This window comes from Actinoplanes couchii (assembly GCF_016862075.1).
Classification (GTDB): domain Bacteria; phylum Actinomycetota; class Actinomycetes; order Mycobacteriales; family Micromonosporaceae; genus Actinoplanes; species Actinoplanes couchii.
The window spans coordinates 1-14,774 of the sequence record NZ_BOMG01000095.1 but is presented as its reverse complement, the minus strand read 5'-3'; the positions used below and the strand labels follow the sequence as shown (position 1 = coordinate 14,774).

Genomic DNA, 14,774 nt, shown 5'->3' with positions numbered 1-14,774 from the left:
TCAGGGCCAGAACGCGGCCACCGCGGCGGCGTTGGCCCGGCCGATCGCGCGGCCCGCCTCGGCTGACGGGGCGCGGGTGGCGGGGGAGAGCGGGTTCGCGCCGAAGGCGTCCAGCGACGGCTGGTCGGCGCTGACCACGTACACCGACGAGGGTTCCAGCGCGGCGACCTGTTCCGGCAGTTCCGGTCCCCAGAGCGCGGGCGCGTCGGCCAGCTGGGGCATGATCAGCAGGATCCGGTCGTACCCGGCGGCCAGGTCGAGGTTCGTCCCTTCCCGCAGCCCACCGTCCATGTAGCGGCGGCCGTCGATGGTGACCACCGGCCAGATGCAGGGCACCGCGCAACTGGCCGCGACCGCGTCGGCCAGTGGGACGCCGGAGGTCCGGTGGAACACCACGCCTTCGCCGGAGTCGATGTCCACGGCGGTCAGCACCAGCTTCTGCTCCGGTGAGGTGGGCCAGGAGTCGCGGGGGAGCCGCGCGGTGATCGAGGCGAGCCGTGCCGCCGGGTCGACGGTGTCCGCGGCGGCGGCCAGCGCCCCGATCCGGCGGCGCAGTTCGTCGGGTGCACCGCCGTCGGCGACCGCTCTGGTCAGCCCGGACAGCATCACCATCAGATCACCGGCGGGTTCGATCTCGGCGGTTTCGGCGGCGAGTTGTGCCTGGTAGAGGTCGTCGAGCGGGGTGCCGCTGGTGATCTGGGCGGCCACCGCCGACCCGGCGGACGTGCCGACGACCAGGTCGGCCGCGATGATCCGCGCAGCCAGCCCGGGATCGGCGTCGGCAAGCCCGCGCAACACGCCCAACTCCCAGGCGATGCCGGCGACTCCACCACCGGCGAGAACGAGTGCGGTCCTCATGGGTTCTGTTGCCTCTCTTCGCGTGCTCGAGGGGTGTGCTCCGCCAGGATGCGGTTCAGGTGGTAGTCCAGGGTGCGTCGTACGTTAGCCCCGCTGCGGCGTCGGTGCAGCAGGTCGAGCCCGAGTCCGCTGATGCCGCCGACGAGCAGGTTCGCCTCCTGGGCGGCATCGATCGAGGGCCGGGCGCCGGCCGCCGTGATCAAGGCGGTGACCAGGTCTTCCAGCGGGTGTTCCGGAGCAAGGAAGACTGCGGCCAGCTTGGGATCGGTGAGGCTCCAGGCGTAGTAGGTGGTCATCACCCGCAGGCTCGTGCGGCGCTGTTCGTCGAGGGGAAGCAGTTCCTCGAGGGTTGCCCGGAGCAGCACCCGCGGGTCGGATGCGTCGCGCAGTGCCGCGATCCGTTGCCGGCTGCGGTGCTCGTTGTCGCGGTGCAGCGTCTGCAGGGCGGTGACCAGCAGTTGATGCTTGTCGGTGAAGTGGTACTGCACCACCCGTGGGGTCACGTCCGCCTCAGCGGCGATCTCGCGGATGGTGGCCATCTGCAGGCCGCGTTCGGCGGCGATGCGCCAGACCGCCTCGACGATCTGGCGCCGGCGCCCGGCCAGTTCCGGCGCGGTGGCCTCGGGGACCGGTGGGTTCTTGCGTGACCGGTACGCCCGGGCCTGGCAGGCGCGGGAGCAGTAGATCGGCCGGCGGCCGCGCAGGGACGGCCGTACCGGGCCACGGCAGACCGGACACCTGTTTTCGTCACGCATCAGCTCAATCTACCCGCGTACCTAGTGTGACGTTTCGGCTGAAGCTGCTTTGTAGACGACTGTTCCAGATGTTTCCGTTGATACGTTCGTATCGCAACGGAGGAGTTTACTGTGGATGGCGGCTGGTACCGGTTGGCTATGGTTCTCACGCTCTTCGTGGGTGTCTGGGAGGGGCCGATCGCGATCGTCTTTCGCGTCTTCACCGACAAGGGCCCGAATGTGTTAGTGGCGGCCAACTACCTGCCGTCTCCGTGGTGCTATCTCGTCGCGGTCGCGGCGGCGACCATCGCGTTCGCGGTGATCGCGGTTCTGGAGACCCGGCGTAAGAAGGCGATGTCCGCCGCCGGATGACCCTGTTCACCGACAAGTGCGGGTGCCGTGGTCGAACGTACCCACCTGAAGTTGTTGACCTGGGGCGTCTCGGACGTCGAAGGTCTGGTAGGTCAGGTCCAGGCGGCCCTCGGCCGGGTGGTGGAAGGTCTTGCCGGTGCGCAGCAGTGCGCCCACGCCCTGCCGGTCCCAGCGGGTGGTGAAGTCGGGGCAGCCGGCCAGGTCGTCGCGGACCGTGCGGATGGCCGGGTGGTTCGGGAGCAGGCCGGCGTTCAGGCGCAGCGCGTGCACGACGGCGTCGGCGGCGAACGGCCAGTCGTCGAAGAACGTGCGGGCCAGCGGGTCGGTGAAGAGCACCCGCACCATGTTGGGCCGCGGACCGAACGGGGCCAGCAGTGCCGCGCCGGGGCGGTTCGCGGCGAGCACGTCGAAGGCGGGACCGAGGACGTACGCGGCGGCGTGCGGGAAGGCGTCCATCAGCGTCAGCAGCGCCGGGTGCACGATGTCGCCGGCCGGTGCCGGGACCAGTCCGGTGGTGAGCCCGGCCAGGCGGTACAGGTGGGCGCGGGTGTCGGTGTCGAACCGGAACGTCCGGGCCAGGGCGTCCAGGATCTGCGGTGACGGGTGGCGTTCGCGGCCCTGTTCCAGGCGTGCGTAGTAGTCGGCGCTGACCCCGGCCAGCACCGCCACCTCCTCACGGCGCAGTCCCGGCACCCGGCGGTCGCCACCGGGGAACAGGCCCGCGGCGGCCGGTTCCACCTGGGCCCGGCGGGCGCGCAGGAACTGCCCGAGCTGGTTCGTGTTCGTCACCCGACGGATCCTAGAAGGCCCACTTCCAGGGTGCGCGACACCTATGAAGTCGCTGCCTTCTCCGGACCGGGTGCGGCGCCGAGCATGGTCCGGACACCGTTCGAACGAGGAGCTACCCCATGATCGACGTCATCGACCCCGCCACCGGAGAGGTCGCCGGGCGGGCGCCGGACACCACCCGTGAGCAGCTGGACGCCGTGGTGGCCGCCGCCCGCGCGGCCCAGCCCGGATGGGCGGCACGCACCGTCGACGAGCGGCGCGGCTATCTGCGGGCGATCGCCGATGTGGTCGAGGCGAACACCGGCGAGCTGGCCCGTCTGGTCACCCGGGAGCAGGGCAAACCGCTGCCGGTGGCGGTTGCCGAGGTGGCCGGGCTGGCGTACTGGCTGCGGGAGACGGCGACCCTGGACCTGCCGGAGACGGTGAACCAGGACGACGGCGAACGGCTGTCGATCACCCGGCACGTGCCCCTCGGGGTGGTCGCGGCGATCACCCCGTGGAACTACCCGATCGGGCAGCTGTCCTTCAAGATCAGTCCGGCGTTGCTGGCCGGGAACACCGTGGTCGTCAAACCGTCGACGTTCACCCCACTGTCCACACTGCGGCTGGGGGAGCTGTTGGGCGACGTACTGCCGCAAGGGATTTTGACCGTGGTGACCGGCGGTGACGACCTCGGGCCGTGGCTGACCGCGCACCCCGGCATCGACAAGATCAGTTTCACCGGGTCGACGGTCACCGGGCGGGCCGTGATGGCCGGCGCCGGGGCGTCGCTGACCCGGGTCACCCTGGAACTCGGCGGCAACGACCCGGCGATCGTGCTGCCCGACGTCGATCCGGAAGAGGTCGCCGAGCAGTTGTTCTGGGCCGCGTTCGGCAACGCCGGCCAGATCTGCCTGGCCAGCAAGCGGATCTACCTTCACACCGCCGTGTACGACCGGGTCGCCGCGCGGATGGTCGAGCTGGCCGAGCAGGTGAAGATCGGCAACGGTCTCGACGACGGCGTCCAGCTGGGACCGATCTCCAACACGCGGCAGTACGGCACGGTCCTGGACCTGTACCGCGACGCCGTCGACTCCGGCTACGACATCCTCACCGGCGGGCCGCTCGACGGGCTGTTCTTCCGGCCGACACTGATCGGGAACCCGCCCGACGACGCGCGGATCGTGCGGGAGGAACAGTTCGGGCTGGTGCTGCCGCTGCTGCGCTTCGACGACGTGGACGAGGTGATCGCCCGGGCCAACACCAGCGAGTACGCGCTCGGCGCGTCGGTGTGGTCGGCGGATCCGGAGGCCGCGCGGGCCGTCGCGGAGCGCCTGGACGCCGGGACGGTGTGGGTGAACGAGGTGATGCACCTGTCGCCGCTGGTGCCGTTCGGCGGGTCGAAACAGTCCGGCATCGGGGTGGAGAGCGGGCAGGCGGGCCTGTTGGCGTTCACCGAGCGCCGCACCCTGACGGTCAAGCGTCGATGATCGCGCGGCTGCCCCGCCTCAGCGCGTCGGCGACGGCGGCCGGGTCGCCGAGGTAGCCGGCCACCATGGCGCCGTCGCGCAGCAGCACCAGCTGGGCCACGACGGCCGCCTGGTCGGGCCGGCCCAGCGGGGCGATGATCTGCTCGAACAGTGTCGAGTACCACCGGCGGTGGGTGTCGACGACCCGGCGGACCGGGCTGTCCGGGTCCGGGTACTCGGCGGCGGCGTTGATGAACGGGCAGCCGCGATAACCGGGGCCGCACACCACCGCCCCGATGCCCTCGGCGATCAGGGCGAGCGCCTTGTCCGGGTCGCCGGCGGCCATCTCGACGGCCTGGCCGATGCCGTCGCGCTCCAGGCCGGCGCGACGCTCCAGATAGGCCACGACCAGGTCATCTTTGGTACGGAAGTGCCGGTAGAAGGTCACCTTGGTGGTGCCGACCCGCTCGATGATCCGGTCGGCGCTCACCGCGCGCAGCCCCTGCGCGTAGAAGAGGTCGGTGGCGGCGTCCAGCAGTCGTTCGCGCATCGGCGGGGTGGCGGTCACGGTCTCCACGATACAAATCTCCCTGGCAGCAACTCTTCGCCGCCCACGGCCACCCCACCCACGCTCCGGCCGGTCGCGGCCCGCTCTCTTTGGCGTCGGTGTCGATGAGACCACCCACGGTCGGCGCGTACGTCTCGTCGGGGGCGGTGGCCAGCGCTACCGACGTGCTGGCCACCAATCGGATGGCTCGCCTGCTGCTGGCCGACTTCGACGCGATGCCGGTCCGGGTCCGTAACGCGACTCGGTGGCCGGTTCTCGACGAGGGCGCGCGGTCGCTGTGGGGTGACAAGTGGGAGAAGGGGGCGTCCTCGATGGCCGGGGCACTGCGGATGGACGCGGCGAAGTTCCCGGACGATCCCCGGACCGCTGAGCTGGTGGGGGAGGCGCAGACCCTCTTCGTCTACCTGGCCAGACCGGGATCACCGACGGCGGACGCCCTCGCGATGCTGGCCAGTCTGCGGCCTGGGTCACCGCTGCTCGGAGCTCCTGCGGTTGTGCGGCCGTAACGGGCGGGGGGAACGCCGGATCGTGCGGGAACGGTGGGGGAGGCAGCGGCGTTGCGATGCCCTGGTGGTTCCGGGGCGTCGGGTGAGGGCGAGGTAGGCGATGGCGCCGGTGGGCAGGATCAGCCAGAACGACAGGAGGCGGTAACCGAGGACCACGACCGCGGCGGTGGATTCCGGTGTGCCGGCGGTTACCAGGCCGGCGAGTAGGCCCGCTTCGACGAGGCCGATGCCGCCGGGGGTGAGGGGGATCTGCCGGACTATCTGGACCGTCAGGTAGACGGTGGCGGTCTGTTGCCAGGTCAGCGGGGCGCCGCAGGCGTGGGTGACGGCTACCAGGCACGCCATGTCGAGCAGCCAGTTGAGGGCGGCGAGCCCGACGGCGGTGGCGCGGTCACGGATCCGGAGGGCGCGTACCGCAGCAATGGCCTGGTGAAGTTGATCGGCGATCCGGTCGAGGAACCGCGGCAACTTTCTGGTGGGACGGTCGTGGTGACGTCCTCTCATGAGGACGGCCGCGATCGGCACCGTGGCCATCATCGCGATGGCGACGACGGCGTTGCCGACCGAGAACAGGTAGAGCAGGGCCAGGCCGATCAGGGAGGCCAGGCCGGAGAGCAGGGTGGCCGCGGTCGCCACGGCGGTACCGGCGCCGTGCCGGGCGTACTGCCGGATCGCGAAGGCCGCCGAGGCGGCTGAACCGGCGGGCAGGGCCATGCTGATCGCGGAACGGCTGGAACTGACGGCGAGCATCGACCGCGCCGGGATCCGGGTGCCGAGCGCGGCCAGCACCGCCCACTGCTGGCCGGCGAAGACCGTCTGGGACAGGATCTGGGCCAAAACGGCAGCGGCGAACCACCACGGGTCGGCCTGATCGATCACGGTCAGGACGGTGTCCGGATCCGGTACCCGGTCGTGCAGTGCGAAGCCCGCCACCAGGATCGTGGTGGTCAGCAGTGCCGGGCGGAGCCACTGTCGCGGTGGTTTCGGCTCAGGTTCCATGGCGTCCCGCCCCTTTACGGCGAACGTACGTTCGTTTTGCTCGCCTGGCGAGTGTCGGCCTGCGCGGGGAGCGCTGTCAAGAACGATCGTTCGCTTTAGTGGGCGACGTCATGGCGAGCAGGCCCCGGACGCCCGCCAGGTAGTCCACGGCGCTGGTGCCGTCGAGCAGGAGCCGCTGTAGGATGTAGCCCTGCACGAGGCTGAGCATGGCCGCGCCCAGCTGGTCCGGATCGAGGTCCGCCGGGGCGTTCCCGGCTGCCTGCCAGCGGCGGGCCACCTCGGCGTGGTTGCCGCGCAGCCGCTGGTAGACCTCGCTCGCCCGGACCGCGAGGGCCGGGCTGCGCAGGGCCTCGGCCCACGCCTGCACGCCGATGCGGCCGAGGTCGACGCCGGAGTTCTGGTGGCTGGCGATCCGCTCGTCGATCATCGTGATGATCGCCGTCAGGGCCTGCTCCGGTGAGGGGGTGGCGTTGTCGGCCAGCAGTTTCCGGAACGTCCCGTCGGCGGCCGTCAGTGCCTCCTCCGCCACCGCGGTGATCAGCTCGTCCTTGCTCTTGAAGTAGCGGTAGAACGATCCGGCGGACAGCCCGCACGCTTCGATGATGTCGGCCATCGAGGTGGCGTGGAAACCGTTGACGGCGAACAGCCGGGCGGACGCGGCCAGGATGTCGGAGCGGCGGTCGGCCCGGTACTGCTCGGTGACGCGTGGCATGCCCCAACGCTAAAGCGAACGTTCATTCTTGACAAGCGCGGCGGCCGTGCGCACTCTTAAAGCGAACGCTCGTTCGTTAAGGAGAAACCATGTCCCCGTCACCCTGGTCGAGAGTTCTCGGGGCAGCCGCCCTGCTCACGGCGATCATCAGCGTGCTGCTCACCGCCTTCGCCTGGCCGTCGGTGCGCTCCTCGGTGCACGACGTGCCGATCGCCGTCGCCGGCCCCGCCGCCGCGGTTGAGCAGGTCACCGCGGCTCTCGGCGAGAAGATGCCGGACGCCTTCGACTTCACCGCCGTCGCCGACACCAAGGCCGCCGAGCAGCTGATCCTCGACCGCGAGGTGTACGGGGCGATCGACCTGACCGCCGGCACCCCGCAGGTCATCACCGCTTCCGCCGCCAGCGCCCAGGTCGCGCAGGTCCTGCAGACCGTCGGCGCCGCCCTGAGCCAGACCGGGACACCCGGTGCCACGGTCGCGGTCCGTGACCTGGTCAGCCCACCCGCCGACGACCCCCGCGGCGCCGGCCTGGCCGCGGCCGCCCTGCCCCTGGTGATGGGCGGCATGCTCACCGCGATCCTGCTGACCCGGATGCTCCAGGGCAGCGGCCGCCGCATCGCCGGGGCCCTGACCTTCGCCGTCACCGGCGGCCTGGCCATGACCGCGATCCTGCAGTTCTGGTTCGGTTCCCTCGGAGGCTCCTACCTGGCCAACGTCGGTGCGATCAGCCTGACCATCGCCGCCACCTCGTTGACCCTGCTCGGCCTGGAGTCCCTGCTCGGCTACCCCGGCCTGGGCCTCGGCTCAGCGATCATGATGCTGATCGGCAACCCGCTCTCCGGAACGGTCAGCGCCCCGCAGATGCTGCCCGGCTGGTCCGGAGCCCTCGGCCAGCTGCTGCCCCCGGGCGCCGGGGGCCAGCTGCTGCGCTCCACCGCCTACTTCGACGGCGCCGGCAGCACCCACGCCATCATCGTCCTGGCCGGCTGGCTCGCCCTCGGCGTGGTGCTCTACGTAGCCGGCGGCATGCGGGCCCGCCGCAACGACAGGACCGAGGCCCACGACATCCCCGCCGTGCCGGTGCAGGTCTGACGTTCGATACGCCGCTGCTGACGAGTTCAGCAGCGGCGCCGGCCGGATCCTCAGGCGTCGAATCTGCCGTCCCTGACCGCCTGGATGAATGCGGTCCAGCCGGATCAGGCGAAGACAAGAGTGCCGCCGTCCTTGTTCTTGGTGTCACGCACGGCAACGACGTCAACCAGGTTGTCAGCGACCTCGACGCAGTTGCCGCCATCACCGCCGGAGCGGGCGCTCTTGCGCCAGCGGGCACCGTTCAGGGCACGCACGAGACCACTCCTCAACCTTGTTCTCGATGATCCGCCGGGACTCGGTTTCGATAGGCGCAATCCTATCGACCAGATCCCGCCAGATGGCCTCGTAGATCTCCACCTCGGGCCGCCTGTCGAGGATCTCGGACCGGCGACTCCCGCGGAAAGTTTCCGGATCACGGCCGTGCCGGTACGGATCTGACGAGCTCAGCAGCGGGGACGACCCGGGCGACCTCACTCCCGGCGAACACGCCCTGTTCGGCGAACTGCTGGATCGCCTGGCCCGCTAAAGCGCGCGTGGTTGTGCGTTGCGCAGGCGGATGGCGCTGAACTCGGCGTTCGCCGCGACTACCGCGTCGACATACGGCCACAGCGACGGCGTCGAACGCACTTCGACGCCGTGCTCCGCCAGCGCGCTGAAACAGTTCTCGACGCGGCGGACCTCCTCGACGCGGGCGTCCCGTTCGCTGACCCAGTACCCGGCGGTGGCATCGAGCAGGGTGAAGTCGGCGGGGTCGAGAAGGTGCACGTTCAGGCTGGTCTGCATGAGATGAGGCACCCATCCGTGCTCCACGGCGATGACGCGGGAAGCCGGAGAGCTGAGCAGGCCGGCAGATTCCGCCAGCCAGCAGACGCGGGGGCACTGCCGAGGCAGGAGATAGTTCGGCAACCTCTTCTCGTCGACCGCCCACACCCATTCCCGCCCCTCGTGGGGAGTGCCGGCCGGTGAGGGACGCGGCCTCATGACGGTGAACGGGCCCTCGTCGCTGACGTGGAAAAGCCGCGGCACCCGATCAGGTTAGTAGGAAACTTTCCAAGATCGTGGTGAATTGTTCGGGCTTTTCCTCGGCTGGGTAGTGGCCGCAGTCGTCGAGGATCGCCTCGGTGACGTCGTCGGCTGCCAGGCGCATCGTCTGGCCGGTGCCGGCTCCGCTCCACAGTGCGCCGCCGACGGCGAGGACCGGCAGTGTGAGCCGGGTTCGGGCGCGGCGCTCGTTCTGCGCGATCGTCTCGTCCAGTGCGCGGTAGTACTCGAAACTCGCCCACAACCCGCGCGGATCGGCGGTGATCGCGTCCACATAGACGTCGACGGCGTACTCGGGAATCGTGGTGGGGGTGGCGGCCTTGGTGGCGAACTGCCAACCGAAGAAGAGCCGCTCGCGGCCCCGGACCAGGTCCTCGTTGAGGCCGTCGAGCCGGTTGAAGCCGAACTGCCACAGCTTCCGGTTGAGTGCGGCCGGGCCGAATGCCGGCGGCGACGGTACGAGCCCGGGGATCACGGCTTCGACCACGGCCAGCCGGCCGATTCGTGACGGATGGTCGGCGGCGAGGGCGTAGGCGGTCCACGTGCCGATGTCGTGGCCGACCACGTCGAACCGGTCGTGCCCGAGCGCGGCCATCAACGCGACCAGGTCGGTGGCGAGGGTGCCGGCGTCGTACCCGGCGTCGGGTTTGCCGGACAGCCCGGTCCCGCGCTGGTCGACGGCGACGACGGTATGGGTGCGGGCGAGTGCGGGCATCACGTCCCGCCAGGCGTACCACGTCTGCGGCCACCCGCCGACAAGCAGCAGCGGCGGCCCGTCCCCGCCGGTGACGGCGTGCAGCCGCAGCCCGTCCACCTCCACGATCCGGCTGATGAATCCGTCGGGCACCACAGTGTTGGAACGATCAGTCCAAGTTGTCATGCCACGACCATACGCATGTTGAAACGATCGGTGCAAGATGCGGTACGCTGTTGGTCATGGCAGGCCGCAAACAGTTCGACGTCGACGAGGCGCTCCGGCTCGCGATGCACGTCTTCTGGCGCTGGGGCTGGTCCGAAGCCTCGATCGACCGCCTGACCGAGGGCACCGGTCTGGGCCGCAGTTCGCTCTACAGCACCTTCGGCGACAAGAGCACCCTCTTTCAAAAAAGCCTGCTGCGGTACGCGCAGAGCTACCACCCGTTGTACGAGGAGGCACTCACCGGGCCCCACTCGGATCCCAGCGCCGTGATCACCGCGTACCTGCGGGTCACCCTGAACCGCATCGCCGACCCGACGGTCCCCGACGGCTGCCTGCTCACCATGTCGGCGGCGCAGTTCCCGGCGCTCGACGCGGCCGGCCAGGCGACGGTCCGCACCATGATCGACACCTTGCGGGCGATGCTGGAGCAGGCGCTACTGGCGGCCGGAGCCGACGAAAATGAGGCCGCCGAGCTGGCGCTGTGCACACTGGCGACGAACAAGTCCCTGGCGGTGCTGAGTAGGGTGGGTTTCTCCAGCGACGACCTGGAAACCGTCGCCGCGACAGCCTCCCGTGTCCGAAGGAGCGATCATGGCGTACGACCCGGAGACGGCTGAGCGCGTCCGCGCCGCCCTGACCGACCGGCAGGTCCGCGAGGTCAAGATGTTCGGCGGCCTCGCCTTCATGGTGGACGAGCGGATGGTCGTCTGCGTCTCGGCGGGCAACGCCGACCTGCTCGTCCGGGTCTCACCCGACGACGCAGCCGAACACCTGGCGAAGCCGGGTGCCGCACGCGCCGAGATGGGCACGGGCCGTTCGATGGGCAAGGGCTGGATCGGCGTCGACAAGACGGCCCTCACCGAGGACTTCGACTACTGGATGACCGCAGCGCTGTCCTTCCACGCCAGCTCGAGGTCATGAGTCCGTTTTCTCGCGGCGGGGCATAGGGCGGGCGAAACCGAGCAGCAGAGCCACGCCGGTGCCGAGGAGCCCGATGGCGACTCCGGATCCGATCGCCCGGTCCCGGCACGCCTGGTCGGCGCTCTCCGAAGCAGGCGTCGACCGGGACGACGAGTCCCGGATCGTCTCGGTGAACACCAGGGCGATCGGCGGCTCACACTCCCACGACGCGACCACCCGCTCGTACCGCGAGCCATCGGTCCGCACGATCGTCGGCGGATACAGAGCCAGGTAGGCACCCCACCCGGCCAGCAACACAGCGCCGACCCGGGGCCCGTACGTACGAAGTTCCTGCTTGGTGAACACCCGCGGCACGATAACCGAGCCCAGCCCCGGTGTGTACCTGCTGCCCGGCTCCCGGGCGGTGACCGCCCTGACCGCCGCCGTCATGGCCGCCGCGGTGGCTTCTCGCCGTCACTGACAGAAATTCCGGCCGGCGATTGCACGCTCGGCTCGGCACACGCACCTTGAGTACAAGACCTGGGACCGGTGGAGAGGGGATCGGCTTCGACACCTGTCGGCAAACGAGCGCCGAAGACGAGTATCCCCACCATCACCCCACCCATGGAGAAGGAGCGAGCCGATGAGCAGATCCCCACCGATGTCGAGGAGAAAGCCATGGGTGAGCACCCGCGGAGACCGGACACGTTCGACGCGTACTATCTGGCCGATTTCAGGTCGTTGACCTGGTTCGCGCTCCGGATCGGAGCATCGTGCGTGTCCGAGGCCGAGGACCTGGCCCAGGACGCCATGCGAACGGTTCTGTGCCACTGGACGACGATCGAAGCGCCGTACGCGTATGCCAGAGCGGCCGTCAGCCGGCAGATCTGCCGGGTTCGTTCCCGGCAGGCCCGGCAACGTGACGCCGAGGCCCGCGCCTCGGCGCAGCAGATCGACCGGCAGCGGACCCCGTTCGACGAGGACGCCACCACCGTTCTCGCGCTGCTCCGGGAGCTTTCGCCGGCTCAGCGGACAGTGTTCGCCCTGGCCACCGACGGCTTCGATCCAGTGGAGATCGCCGAGATCACCCGTCAGAACGCCGCAACGGTCCGGTCCAACCTGCGCCACAGCCGCCGGAGACTGATCCGTCTTCTGAACGAGGCATCAGGGAAGGAGACCGACGATGGACCATGACGACATCATGGACGCCGAACTCGACCAACTCCTGGCCCGGGCCACCGTGTCCGCCCTGACCACCTTGACCGCCGGGAACGACGTACGTCAGCTCCTGCGAGATCTCCATGCCGACCCGACCCCACCACCGACCAGCGATTGCGGAGAGGTCGTTCCCTGACCGGGAACGGCCTCGGCCGTCGCGGGCTCAGGACGTCACCCGTTCGTAGAGGGCCCGCAGCTCGGTGCCGCCGGACTGACGGCGGGAACGCTCCAGCAGCAGCCGGATGGCGGCGGTCGTCTCCGGGCACGTGCGCACGTGCTGCGGTGCGACGCGTTCCGCGGTGAGCAGGAAACGGATCGCCTCCCGGTCGCGGCCGCCGATGCGGGCCAGGGCGCGTGCGGTGTCGGCGTAGTAGAAGACCTGCCGTACCCCGACCGGGATCACCGCCGGGTCGGTGCGCCGGGCGATCTCCACGACCCGGATCGGGTCGCCGTCGTCGACCTCGATGCTCATCCACCAGATGTTCACGTTGGTGGGGCCGAAGAACAGTCCCATCGTGTCGGTCTCGCCGGTGCGGCGGGCCAGGGCGGACGCCGCGGTGAGCCAGTCCCGGCTGTCGTCCGGGCGCTGCCGGAACCGGCTCGCCAGCGCGGCGACCAGGTGCAGCGATCCGAGCGCTTCGAGGCCGCCGGGCCGGGCGAGGTGCGGGCTCAGGGCGTCCACCGCCCGTTCGGCGAGCGTCTGCCCACGCTGGTGCGAGCCACAGGCGATCGCTGCGCTGGCCAGCACGTACGCCGCATGCCCTTGAAGTATCGGATCGCCGGCGGCGTCCGCCGCGTCGCGGCATTGCTGTGCGCCCAGCCAGGCGTCCGAGGGGTGACCGAGACTGCGCAGCACCGACGAGGCGGTGTGGGTGGCCTCGCAGAGCAGCCGGAGCGCGTCGCGATGGTGCGGCCCGGCCGTCTCGGTGTGCAGGTGACGCAGGAGATCCGGCAGCAGGTGTGCCGCCCCGGCGTAGTCACACGTCCGGTAGAGGGCGCCCACCAGATCGGCGCTACGGCGGAGTTCGGCGATCGGCGACGCCGGCCGGCCGGGCGGCTCGGTCAGGTCGATGTCGACAAGCGCCGTCCGCAGGCCGAGCACACCGGCCCGGGCTGCCGCGGTCACCCGGTCCGAGGCCGGTACGGCGGGCCGGACCAGCTCGGCCGGGGTGCATTCCAGGGCGGCGGCGATGGCGGCGAGCATGAAACGGTTGTCGGCCGTCTGCAGCCCTCGTTCGATGCGGCTCCAGGTGGCATGCGAAACACCGGCCCGGCTGGCGGCGAACCGGATGCTCCACCCGCGCAGCAGGCGGCGGGCACGGATCTCCGTACCGATCGCGGGGTCGGGGGGCCGTCGTAGGGTCACACGTTCGACCGTATCCCCGCCGTCAGGCGTGGTGGATCAGTGCTGTACCACCGCCCGGCCTCACAGGTAGTCCTGTTCGGAGACACCAGCGATCGCGGCCAGGTCGGCTTCGGGCAAGCCCAGCGCCTCGGCGAGGTGCCGGACGAGGTTGGGGTGTGGTCTGAGCCCGCCGCTGCCCAGCCAGCGCACCGTCGATCGGGACAGTCCCGCTCCATTGGCCAGGTCGCTTGTCGAATGGTGGCGGTTGGCCATCAGGGCCTCCAGCAGCGGGCCGAACGGGTGCGGGTCCTGGACGCCGGCGGGGCGCAGCGCGGGGGTGATCACGGTGTCACCGACCTTCGCCTCGAAACGTCGCAGGATGTCGCCCTCGAAACGGATCCGGCCGAAGAACGGCAGCTCGTGCCCGGCCCCGTCGGTGAGCATCGCCGGCACCGACACCTCGGTGAATCTCTTCAGCCGCCCGCCGGGGTAGTCCGGGATCTCATGGGGCAGAACCAGTTCGACCCGCGTGACCCGGTAGTCACGGTTCCACCACGGCAGGTCGTCCAGCAGTTCGTTGAGGAACGGGATCAAGGGCGTCAGGTCGACCGGCTCCAGGCGCTGGTTGAACCGGGGCAGATAGGTGAGTGCCGCGAGCACTGCGGGGCTCAGCTTCCGGTCGTCGATCCCCATCGGCAACTTCCTTTCCTTCCGGCGGTACGGGTATCGAGGTCGTCGTGGTATTCAATCAGTGATGCGGCTCGCAGTCCCTGGCCTCTGACGTCAACGTCAGGTTTTAGCGTGGCGGTATGCAGATCAACGGCTCGAAAGCCCTCGTGACCGGCGCCAACCGTGGATTGGGCAAGGCCTTCGCCGAGGCCCTGCTCGCCCGTGGCGCCACCACCGTCTACGCCACCGCCCGCCGTCCGGAGCTCATCGACATCCCGGGCGTCGTTCCGCTCCGGCTGGACATCACCGACCAGGCCTCCATCGACGCCGCGGCAGCCGAGGTGGGCGACCTCGACCTCCTGGTCAACAACGCCGGCATCTCCACGAACGCACCCCTGCTCGGCGCCTCGACGGAGAACATCCGGCGCGAGTTCGACACCAATTTCTGGGGCACCCTGCACGTCACCCGCGCGTTCGCCCCACGGCTCGCCGGCGGCGCCATCCTGAACGTCATCTCGGCACTGAGCTGGTACGCCTTCTCACCCGCCAGTAACGGCTACGCCGCCTCCAAGGTTTGGCACAGTCGGGCCTTTTGCTAAGGGGTA

Annotated in this window: 22 protein-coding genes; 10 read left to right on the top strand and 12 right to left on the bottom strand. The window is 70.0% G+C overall.

Annotation, left to right across the window (positions count from 1 at the left end; all coding sequences use genetic code 11):
- Both Aco03nite_RS37865 and Aco03nite_RS37860 read right to left on the bottom strand, forming a co-directional pair.
- Complete coding sequence (locus tag Aco03nite_RS37865) at positions 1 to 858, bottom strand: patatin-like phospholipase family protein (protein ID WP_203805124.1); 858 nt, start codon at positions 856 to 858, stop codon at positions 1 to 3.
- The gene (locus tag Aco03nite_RS37860; protein ID WP_203805123.1) at positions 855 to 1,613 is read right to left on the bottom strand and encodes a TetR/AcrR family transcriptional regulator; all 759 of its coding nucleotides are present in this window, start codon (positions 1,611 to 1,613) and stop codon (positions 855 to 857) included. Before Aco03nite_RS37860 ends, Aco03nite_RS37865 begins: the two co-directional genes overlap by 4 nt.
- 111 nt (positions 1,614 to 1,724) lie before the next feature.
- On the opposite strand from Aco03nite_RS37860, the gene Aco03nite_RS37855 reads away from it, so the two are divergent.
- On the top strand, positions 1,725 to 1,964 hold the full coding sequence (locus tag Aco03nite_RS37855) for a hypothetical protein (protein ID WP_203805121.1): 240 nt from the start codon (positions 1,725 to 1,727) through the stop codon (positions 1,962 to 1,964).
- Positions 1,965 to 1,970: 6 nt separating this feature from the next.
- On the opposite strand, the gene Aco03nite_RS37850 is transcribed toward Aco03nite_RS37855, so the two are convergent.
- Complete coding sequence (locus Aco03nite_RS37850) at positions 1,971 to 2,753, bottom strand: helix-turn-helix transcriptional regulator (protein ID WP_203805117.1); 783 nt, start codon at positions 2,751 to 2,753, stop codon at positions 1,971 to 1,973.
- Between the two features lie 119 nt (positions 2,754 to 2,872).
- Here Aco03nite_RS37850 and Aco03nite_RS37845 point away from each other — a divergent pair, with 119 nt between their 5' ends.
- A complete protein-coding gene (locus Aco03nite_RS37845; RefSeq protein ID WP_203805115.1) occupies positions 2,873 to 4,222 on the top strand; it encodes an aldehyde dehydrogenase family protein in 1,350 nt (449 codons plus the stop codon).
- Here the strand turns inward: Aco03nite_RS37845 and Aco03nite_RS37840 are convergent.
- Positions 4,209 to 4,778 carry a TetR/AcrR family transcriptional regulator gene (locus Aco03nite_RS37840; RefSeq protein WP_239145770.1) on the bottom strand — a complete coding sequence of 190 codons (570 nt, stop codon included), beginning with the start codon at positions 4,776 to 4,778 and terminating at the stop codon, positions 4,209 to 4,211. The two genes, Aco03nite_RS37845 and Aco03nite_RS37840, sit on opposite strands and share 14 nt — an antisense overlap.
- Before the next feature lie 95 nt (positions 4,779 to 4,873).
- On the opposite strand from Aco03nite_RS37840, the gene Aco03nite_RS37835 reads away from it, so the two are divergent.
- Positions 4,874 to 5,275, top strand: a complete 402-nt coding sequence (locus tag Aco03nite_RS37835) for an MmyB family transcriptional regulator (protein WP_203805113.1) — start codon at positions 4,874 to 4,876, stop codon at positions 5,273 to 5,275.
- Here Aco03nite_RS37835 and Aco03nite_RS37830 read toward each other — a convergent pair.
- Both Aco03nite_RS37830 and Aco03nite_RS37825 read right to left on the bottom strand, forming a co-directional pair.
- Positions 5,237 to 6,274: a lysylphosphatidylglycerol synthase transmembrane domain-containing protein gene (locus tag Aco03nite_RS37830; RefSeq protein ID WP_203805111.1), complete on the bottom strand. Its 1,038-nt coding sequence runs from the start codon at positions 6,272 to 6,274 to the stop codon at positions 5,237 to 5,239. The genes Aco03nite_RS37835 and Aco03nite_RS37830 overlap by 39 nt on opposite strands.
- Positions 6,275 to 6,350: 76 nt before the next feature.
- Complete coding sequence (locus tag Aco03nite_RS37825; RefSeq protein ID WP_203805109.1) at positions 6,351 to 6,986, bottom strand: TetR/AcrR family transcriptional regulator; 636 nt, start codon at positions 6,984 to 6,986, stop codon at positions 6,351 to 6,353.
- Positions 6,987 to 7,075: 89 nt separating this feature from the next.
- Between Aco03nite_RS37825 and Aco03nite_RS37820 the strand changes: the two genes are divergently transcribed.
- Complete coding sequence (locus tag Aco03nite_RS37820; RefSeq protein ID WP_203805107.1) at positions 7,076 to 8,077, top strand: hypothetical protein; 1,002 nt, start codon at positions 7,076 to 7,078, stop codon at positions 8,075 to 8,077.
- Positions 8,078 to 8,181: 104 nt separating this feature from the next.
- On the opposite strand, the gene Aco03nite_RS37815 is transcribed toward Aco03nite_RS37820, so the two are convergent.
- From Aco03nite_RS37815 to Aco03nite_RS37805, 3 genes are all read right to left on the bottom strand, one after another.
- Positions 8,182 to 8,322 carry a DUF397 domain-containing protein gene (locus tag Aco03nite_RS37815; RefSeq protein ID WP_203805185.1) on the bottom strand — a complete coding sequence of 47 codons (141 nt, stop codon included), beginning with the start codon at positions 8,320 to 8,322 and terminating at the stop codon, positions 8,182 to 8,184.
- A 277-nt stretch (positions 8,323 to 8,599) separates the two neighbouring features.
- Positions 8,600 to 9,103, bottom strand: a complete 504-nt coding sequence (locus tag Aco03nite_RS37810; protein ID WP_203805105.1) for a DUF6886 family protein — start codon at positions 9,101 to 9,103, stop codon at positions 8,600 to 8,602.
- Between the two features lie 4 nt (positions 9,104 to 9,107).
- A complete protein-coding gene (locus Aco03nite_RS37805) occupies positions 9,108 to 9,998 on the bottom strand; it encodes an alpha/beta fold hydrolase (RefSeq protein WP_203805102.1) in 891 nt (296 codons plus the stop codon).
- 56 nt (positions 9,999 to 10,054) lie between these two features.
- On the opposite strand from Aco03nite_RS37805, the gene Aco03nite_RS37800 reads away from it, so the two are divergent.
- Positions 10,055 to 10,654 (top strand): TetR/AcrR family transcriptional regulator, encoded by a 600-nt coding sequence (locus Aco03nite_RS37800; RefSeq protein ID WP_203805099.1) that lies wholly within the window; start codon positions 10,055 to 10,057, stop codon positions 10,652 to 10,654.
- Positions 10,629 to 10,958 (top strand): TfoX/Sxy family protein, encoded by a 330-nt coding sequence (locus Aco03nite_RS37795; protein ID WP_203805097.1) that lies wholly within the window; start codon positions 10,629 to 10,631, stop codon positions 10,956 to 10,958. The genes Aco03nite_RS37800 and Aco03nite_RS37795 overlap by 26 nt, the downstream gene beginning before the upstream one ends.
- On the opposite strand, the gene Aco03nite_RS37790 is transcribed toward Aco03nite_RS37795, so the two are convergent.
- Positions 10,953 to 11,303, bottom strand: a complete 351-nt coding sequence (locus Aco03nite_RS37790; protein ID WP_203805084.1) for a hypothetical protein — start codon at positions 11,301 to 11,303, stop codon at positions 10,953 to 10,955. The genes Aco03nite_RS37795 and Aco03nite_RS37790 overlap by 6 nt on opposite strands.
- Between Aco03nite_RS37790 and Aco03nite_RS54320 the strand changes: the two genes are divergently transcribed.
- From Aco03nite_RS54320 to Aco03nite_RS37780, 3 genes are all read left to right on the top strand, one after another.
- Positions 11,293 to 11,418, top strand: coding sequence for a hypothetical protein (locus tag Aco03nite_RS54320; RefSeq protein ID WP_275415942.1), 126 nt, complete (start codon positions 11,293 to 11,295; stop codon positions 11,416 to 11,418). The genes Aco03nite_RS37790 and Aco03nite_RS54320 overlap by 11 nt on opposite strands.
- A gap of 143 nt (positions 11,419 to 11,561) precedes the next feature.
- Positions 11,562 to 12,131, top strand: a complete 570-nt coding sequence (locus Aco03nite_RS37785) for an RNA polymerase sigma factor (protein ID WP_203805079.1) — start codon at positions 11,562 to 11,564, stop codon at positions 12,129 to 12,131.
- On the top strand, positions 12,121 to 12,291 hold the full coding sequence (locus Aco03nite_RS37780) for a hypothetical protein (RefSeq protein ID WP_203805073.1): 171 nt from the start codon (positions 12,121 to 12,123) through the stop codon (positions 12,289 to 12,291). Before Aco03nite_RS37785 ends, Aco03nite_RS37780 begins: the two co-directional genes overlap by 11 nt.
- A gap of 27 nt (positions 12,292 to 12,318) precedes the next feature.
- On the opposite strand, the gene Aco03nite_RS37775 is transcribed toward Aco03nite_RS37780, so the two are convergent.
- Both Aco03nite_RS37775 and Aco03nite_RS37770 read right to left on the bottom strand, forming a co-directional pair.
- Positions 12,319 to 13,491, bottom strand: a complete 1,173-nt coding sequence (locus Aco03nite_RS37775; RefSeq protein WP_425544614.1) for a helix-turn-helix domain-containing protein — start codon at positions 13,489 to 13,491, stop codon at positions 12,319 to 12,321.
- A gap of 90 nt (positions 13,492 to 13,581) precedes the next feature.
- A complete protein-coding gene (locus Aco03nite_RS37770) occupies positions 13,582 to 14,193 on the bottom strand; it encodes a helix-turn-helix domain-containing protein (protein WP_203805067.1) in 612 nt (203 codons plus the stop codon).
- Positions 14,194 to 14,309: 116 nt separating this feature from the next.
- On the opposite strand from Aco03nite_RS37770, the gene Aco03nite_RS37765 reads away from it, so the two are divergent.
- Positions 14,310 to 14,768 carry an SDR family NAD(P)-dependent oxidoreductase gene (locus Aco03nite_RS37765; protein ID WP_239145769.1) on the top strand — a complete coding sequence of 153 codons (459 nt, stop codon included), beginning with the start codon at positions 14,310 to 14,312 and terminating at the stop codon, positions 14,766 to 14,768.
- The last annotated feature ends 6 nt before the right edge of the window (positions 14,769 to 14,774 follow it).

Excerpts from the sequence above, each read along its gene's own strand:
- Aco03nite_RS37865 (WP_203805124.1), bottom strand. The coding sequence starts at position 858 with ATGAGGACCGCACTCGTTCTCGCCGGTGGTGGAGTCGCCGGCATCGCC.
- Aco03nite_RS37860 (WP_203805123.1), bottom strand. The coding sequence starts at position 1,613 with ATGCGTGACGAAAACAGGTGTCCGGTCTGCCGTGGCCCGGTACGGCCG.
- Aco03nite_RS37845 (WP_203805115.1), top strand. The coding sequence starts at position 2,873 with ATGATCGACGTCATCGACCCCGCCACCGGAGAGGTCGCCGGGCGGGCG.
- Aco03nite_RS37835 (WP_203805113.1), top strand. The coding sequence starts at position 4,874 with ATGAGACCACCCACGGTCGGCGCGTACGTCTCGTCGGGGGCGGTGGCC.
- Aco03nite_RS37830 (WP_203805111.1), bottom strand. The coding sequence starts at position 6,274 with ATGGAACCTGAGCCGAAACCACCGCGACAGTGGCTCCGCCCGGCACTG.
- Aco03nite_RS37825 (WP_203805109.1), bottom strand. The coding sequence starts at position 6,986 with ATGCCACGCGTCACCGAGCAGTACCGGGCCGACCGCCGCTCCGACATC.
- Aco03nite_RS37820 (WP_203805107.1), top strand. The coding sequence starts at position 7,076 with ATGTCCCCGTCACCCTGGTCGAGAGTTCTCGGGGCAGCCGCCCTGCTC.
- Aco03nite_RS37805 (WP_203805102.1), bottom strand. The coding sequence starts at position 9,998 with ATGACAACTTGGACTGATCGTTCCAACACTGTGGTGCCCGACGGATTC.
- Aco03nite_RS37800 (WP_203805099.1), top strand. The coding sequence starts at position 10,055 with ATGGCAGGCCGCAAACAGTTCGACGTCGACGAGGCGCTCCGGCTCGCG.
- Aco03nite_RS37795 (WP_203805097.1), top strand. The coding sequence starts at position 10,629 with ATGGCGTACGACCCGGAGACGGCTGAGCGCGTCCGCGCCGCCCTGACC.
- Aco03nite_RS37785 (WP_203805079.1), top strand. The coding sequence starts at position 11,562 with ATGGAGAAGGAGCGAGCCGATGAGCAGATCCCCACCGATGTCGAGGAG.
- Aco03nite_RS37780 (WP_203805073.1), top strand. The coding sequence starts at position 12,121 with ATGGACCATGACGACATCATGGACGCCGAACTCGACCAACTCCTGGCC.
- Aco03nite_RS37770 (WP_203805067.1), bottom strand. The coding sequence starts at position 14,193 with ATGGGGATCGACGACCGGAAGCTGAGCCCCGCAGTGCTCGCGGCACTC.
- Aco03nite_RS37765 (WP_239145769.1), top strand. The coding sequence starts at position 14,310 with ATGCAGATCAACGGCTCGAAAGCCCTCGTGACCGGCGCCAACCGTGGA.